This is a genomic window from Deferrisoma sp. (assembly GCF_054681715.1).
Map to the genome: position 1 here is coordinate 1 of NZ_BAAHFQ010000214.1, position 4,329 is coordinate 4,329.

6 protein-coding genes are annotated in these 4,329 nt (G+C 69.3%); all 6 read left to right on the top strand.

What is annotated here, in order from left to right; translation table 11 throughout:
• The first annotated feature begins 147 nt into the window (after window positions 1-147).
• On the top strand, window positions 148-852 hold the full coding sequence (locus ACY0I8_RS16685) for a glycosyltransferase family 9 protein (protein WP_461395648.1): 705 nt from the start codon (window positions 148-150) through the stop codon (window positions 850-852).
• Window positions 849-1,940 (top strand): glycosyltransferase family 4 protein, encoded by a 1,092-nt coding sequence (locus tag ACY0I8_RS16690; RefSeq protein WP_461395649.1) that lies wholly within the window; start codon window positions 849-851, stop codon window positions 1,938-1,940. The genes ACY0I8_RS16685 and ACY0I8_RS16690 overlap by 4 nt, the downstream gene beginning before the upstream one ends.
• Window positions 1,937-2,620 (top strand): class I SAM-dependent methyltransferase, encoded by a 684-nt coding sequence (locus ACY0I8_RS16695; RefSeq protein WP_461395650.1) that lies wholly within the window; start codon window positions 1,937-1,939, stop codon window positions 2,618-2,620. Before ACY0I8_RS16690 ends, ACY0I8_RS16695 begins: the two co-directional genes overlap by 4 nt.
• Window positions 2,621-2,624: 4 nt before the next feature.
• Window positions 2,625-3,695, top strand: coding sequence for a polysaccharide deacetylase family protein (locus ACY0I8_RS16700; RefSeq protein ID WP_461395651.1), 1,071 nt, complete (start codon window positions 2,625-2,627; stop codon window positions 3,693-3,695).
• A gap of 116 nt (window positions 3,696-3,811) precedes the next feature.
• The gene (locus ACY0I8_RS16705) at window positions 3,812-4,048 is read left to right on the top strand and encodes a hypothetical protein (RefSeq protein WP_459940726.1); all 237 of its coding nucleotides are present in this window, start codon (window positions 3,812-3,814) and stop codon (window positions 4,046-4,048) included.
• Window positions 4,048-4,329: type II toxin-antitoxin system VapC family toxin (locus ACY0I8_RS16710; protein WP_461395652.1), on the top strand; the 282-nt coding region annotated here is incomplete at its 3' end. The genes ACY0I8_RS16705 and ACY0I8_RS16710, both read left to right, overlap by 1 nt.

Sequence of the window (4,329 nt, forward strand, 5' to 3'; positions counted from 1 at the left end):
ACCCCCAGCTCACGCTGCCGGGGTTCGATGTTGGACAGCTGAATCGCACGGCGGTGTAGGATGACCGCCCCAAACCGCGGCAGAAGGCCCTCTCCGGGCACTTCCCGGGACCTCTGTTATTCGTTTTTGGACAGCAGTGGGGCGCCGATGCGGGTATCCTATGAAACCGCGGCAAGGCGGTGGGCCTACACCCACAACGTGGGGAGGGACGGGGCCTACGCCGTCACCGTGAAAAAGAACCTCCTGGGGCCGCTGGGGATCACGGCGTCCCGGGATCGGCCCGAGATCTACCTCTCGGAGGAGGAGCGGGCCTGGGGCGCGGCCCAGCGAAAGGCCCTCATCGGCGAGGGGCGGCGGTTCGTGACGGTGGATCCGACCCACCGCCGGGCCACCCGGCGATGGCCGGAAGCGCACTACGGGGACCTCTGCGCTCGGTTGGCGCACTGGGGGTGGACCCCCGTGGTGCTCTGGGCCCCCGGGGAGGAGGGGGTCGCGAGGGCCGTCGTGGAAGCCTCGGGCGGGCGGGCACGGGTCGCGCCGAAAACGAACCTTCGGGAAATGGCGGCCCTGATCGCCGCGGCCGATCTGCACGTGGGCAACTGCTCGGCGCCCCGCCACATCGCCGTGGCGGTGGGAACGCCCACGTTCACCGTGCTCGGGGCCACGAGCTCCGGCTGGACCCACCCCTCCCCGGAGCACGCCGACGTGAGTCTGGAGCTCGAGTGCCAGCCGTGCAACCGCAACGAATGTCAGCGCGGAGACCGGGCGTGTCTCGTGGAACTCCCGGCCGCCCGGGTGGCCGCCCGGTTGAGGGACTGGGCCGGCTCGGTCCTGGGATGGGGCGAGGCGTGAGGATCGCTGTGGTGCAGCCCAAGGTGGACCGGTCCGGGGGCGCGGAAGCCTACGCCCTCGGGCTTGTGGGCGAGTTGGCCCGGCGGGGGCACGAGGTGCACGTGTTCGCGCGCCGGGCCGAGGGGCTCCCGCACGGCGTGCGGTTTCACCGGGTGCCGTCGGTGCCGTTCGGCCGAGCTCTCAAGACCTTTAGCTTCTGGCACCTCACCGAACGCCGGGTCCGGCCCGGTGCGTTCGACGTGGTCCACGGGGCCGGGAAGACCACATGCCAGACGGTCCATCGGTGTGGGGGTGGGGTCCACCGGGCCTATCTGGAGCGGGAGGGGAAAGCGACCCGGTCGGTCTACGACCGGGTGGTCCTCCGGATCGAGGACCGCCTCTTCTCGTCCCCAGGGCTTCGGGCCGTGGTTTGCCCGTCCCGGTGGGTGGCGGAGGCGGTGGAACGGTTTTACCCCGATGTGGCGGAGCGGATCCGGATCATCCCCAACGGGGTGGACACGGAGCGGTTCACCCCGGAGGGCCGGGAGGAGGCCCGGGCAGAGGTGTGCGGTGCCCTTGGCATTCCCGTGGACGCTCGGATCCTCCTCTTCGTGGGCACGAACTTCCGTCTCAAGGGGCTCGACCTGGCGGTGGAGGCTCTGGCACGCCTTCCCGGAGCGCACCTGGTCGTGGTGGGGGGGGATGCGCCCGGACCGTTCGCCGCCCGGGCCCGGGAGTTCGGGTGTGCCGACCGGGTCCACTTCGTGGGGCCGCAAAGGGAGATGCTTCGCTGGTACCGTGCCGCGGACGTGCTCGTCCACCCCACGCGGTACGACCCCTTTGCGAACGTGTGCGTCGAGGCACTCGCGTGCGGAACGCCGGTGGTCACGAGCCCTGAAAACGGAGCTGCCGATGTTTTGGCCGGGTGTCCGGAAGTGGCCCGGTTGGCGTCGGATGGGAGTGAGATGGCCTGGGCGGTGGAAGCCCTCCAAGGGGGCGGGGAGGACGCGCCAGTGAAAGCCAGGCGGGTAGCCGAGGCCAATGCCATCGAGGCCCACGTGCGACGGATGGAAGAAGTCTACTTGGAAGCCAAGGGAATCCGTGAATGAGCAAAATTGGAAGCGCCACGTTGGTGAAAGAGGACCGGAGGGAGAATCCAGAGCGGTACTTTTATCCGGCGTGCAGGAAGGCGGCACCCAGGCCGAGCGGCCCCGGGGAACGGTTGCTGGACCTGGGCTGCGGCCAGGGGGAGATGGCCCGTTTTTTCCGGGACCTCGGGTACGAGGTGGTGGGGGTCGACGTAGCGGAAGCCAACGTCGAGAAATTGCGGAGCCTCGGCTTCGAGGCCCGCCGAGCCGATCTCAACCAACCCCTACCCTTCCCGGACGCCTTCGCGGACGGGGTGAGCCTTTTGGACGTTATCGAGCACGTGGTGAAGGCTGAGCAGTTGGTTGCGGAATGCTGGCGGGTCCTGAGGCCGGGCGGCTGGTTTCTACTCTCGACCCCGAACCACGCGTTTTACAAGAGAAGGCTCCGGGCCCTTGCGGGTCGTCCCCCGGACGAGGAGGGGTACCACTTTCGGTTCTTCATTCGCAGGAAACTCCGAGCGCTCGTCGAACGGGAGGGGTTTCGGATCGAGAGGCGCTGTTCCATCGGGTACTATCCCCTCATGAACCGCGTGCTGCTGCGCCGGATGCGGGGGCTTCAAAAGCTCAGGGTCCCCGTGCCGACGTGGATGGAAACCCTTTTCGCCGAGAACTTCGTGTGGCTATTGCGAAAGCCGGGGTAGACGGGTGGGTGCGGTTCCGGTCCTGACCTACCACGCCCTGATGGGGCATTCCAGTGCGCACGAGGTCCCCCTCGAGTCCCAGTTGACAGAAGCGTTGGAGGCCGGGTGGGGGTTTGCGCCGAGCGCGGACCTGGGCCAGAAGCGCCGTCGGGCGCTCCTCACCTTCGACGACGGGTTTGCCGACCTTTGGACCCACGGGATCGAGGTGTTGGAACGCTTGGGGATCCCGGCGGTGGTGTTCGTGATTCCGTCCCGGGCGGGGGAAGGGCCGCCGAGGCCCCGGGGGAAGCCCGCCTGGGGGGGATCGGCGACCCAGGCCCACGCCGAGGCGGCCCGGACCGGCGGCGCCCATCCGGCCTTTCTGCGCTGGTCCGAGATGGAGGCCCTGGAGCGAACCGGGCTGGTGGAGGTCCAGTCCCACTCCTGGGGCCACGCCATGGGGTGGGCCTCGGACGAGATCGTGGGGTTTCACCTGGGCCGGTGCGGCCGGACCCACTGGACGCTGCCCCAGTGCACCGGGGGGGACGAACGCCTCGGGATCCCCCTCTACCCGAGAAGATCGGCCCTGGCCTGCCGGCTCTACCGGGACGATCCCGGGCTGCGGGACCACCTGGCCTCGTGGCTCGAGGACCGGGGCGGGGAGGCGTACGTCGGGGAACGGGGAGTACAGCGGGTAACCCGGGAGCTGCGCCGGGAGGCCCTCCGGTACCAGGAGTCCACGGGAGAGCGCGGGACCTGGGAAACGGACGAGGAGCGGGAACGGCGTACGGTGGAGGACCTGGTCCGCGCCCGGGAGGCCCTGGAGTCGCGGCTCGGGGGCGTGCGGGACCAACTGGCGCTCCCCTGGGGCCACTACGACGAGGTGACCCTGACGTGCGCCCGCAAGGCCGGCATCCGTCGGGTGTACACCCTGGACCGCAAGCCCAACCCGGTGGGGAGGATCGGGTTTCTGGTGCACCGGTTCGAGCCCCGGCCCAAGGGGGCCTGGTGGCTCCGGTCCCGGCTCTGGATCTACCGGTCAACCTGGCGGACGGCGCTCTACGGCATTTTGTCGGGCCGGAGGAACGCCGGATAGGGGAGAAGGGGCCCGGTCCCGTCCCGGGGGCGACAGCCCACCCGCGCTGGCACGGGGAGTGGCGCCGGCGTATGATGTATGTGTAACATCGACGGCCGGACCGAGGGAGGTGGGTCATGCACCGCACGCAGGTTTTGTTGGAGGACCGGCAATACCTTGCCCTGAAGGAGCGGGCAAGGCGGGAAGGGAAAAGCCTCGGGCAGTTGGTCCGGGAGTTCGTGGACCTGGGGCTCGCCAGGGGGAGAACGGGGGGCGAACGCCCCTGCCGCCCCAGCCTCTCCGAGGTTCGCGGCCTGTTTGCCGATGGCCTCGCCCCGGAGGAGCACGACCGCGTCCTGTACGGCGATCCATGATGCCCGATCTGTTCGTCGACACCAGCGCGTGGTTTGCCTTTTTCGACCGGAGAAGCCGGGCCCACGACGCCGTGGCGGATGTGCTATCGGCGTGGAGGGGTCGGTTGATCGTTACCGATTACGTCGTTGACGAGCTTCTGACCTTGGTCCGGGTCCGCGCCGGGCATTGGGCCTCCGTCCGCGTTGGGGAGGCTCTGATCGGGGGCGGCGAGGCGATCGTTGTCACCGTGGAGCCCCGTGACTTTCAGGCGGCGTGGGACCTGTTCCGGGAGCACTCCGAC

Coding starts and splice junctions, on each gene's coding strand:
- ACY0I8_RS16685 (WP_461395648.1), top strand. CDS start 148: ATGCGGGTATCCTATGAAACCGCGGCAAGGCGGTGGGCCTACACCCAC.
- ACY0I8_RS16695 (WP_461395650.1), top strand. CDS start 1,937: ATGAGCAAAATTGGAAGCGCCACGTTGGTGAAAGAGGACCGGAGGGAG.
- ACY0I8_RS16705 (WP_459940726.1), top strand. CDS start 3,812: ATGCACCGCACGCAGGTTTTGTTGGAGGACCGGCAATACCTTGCCCTG.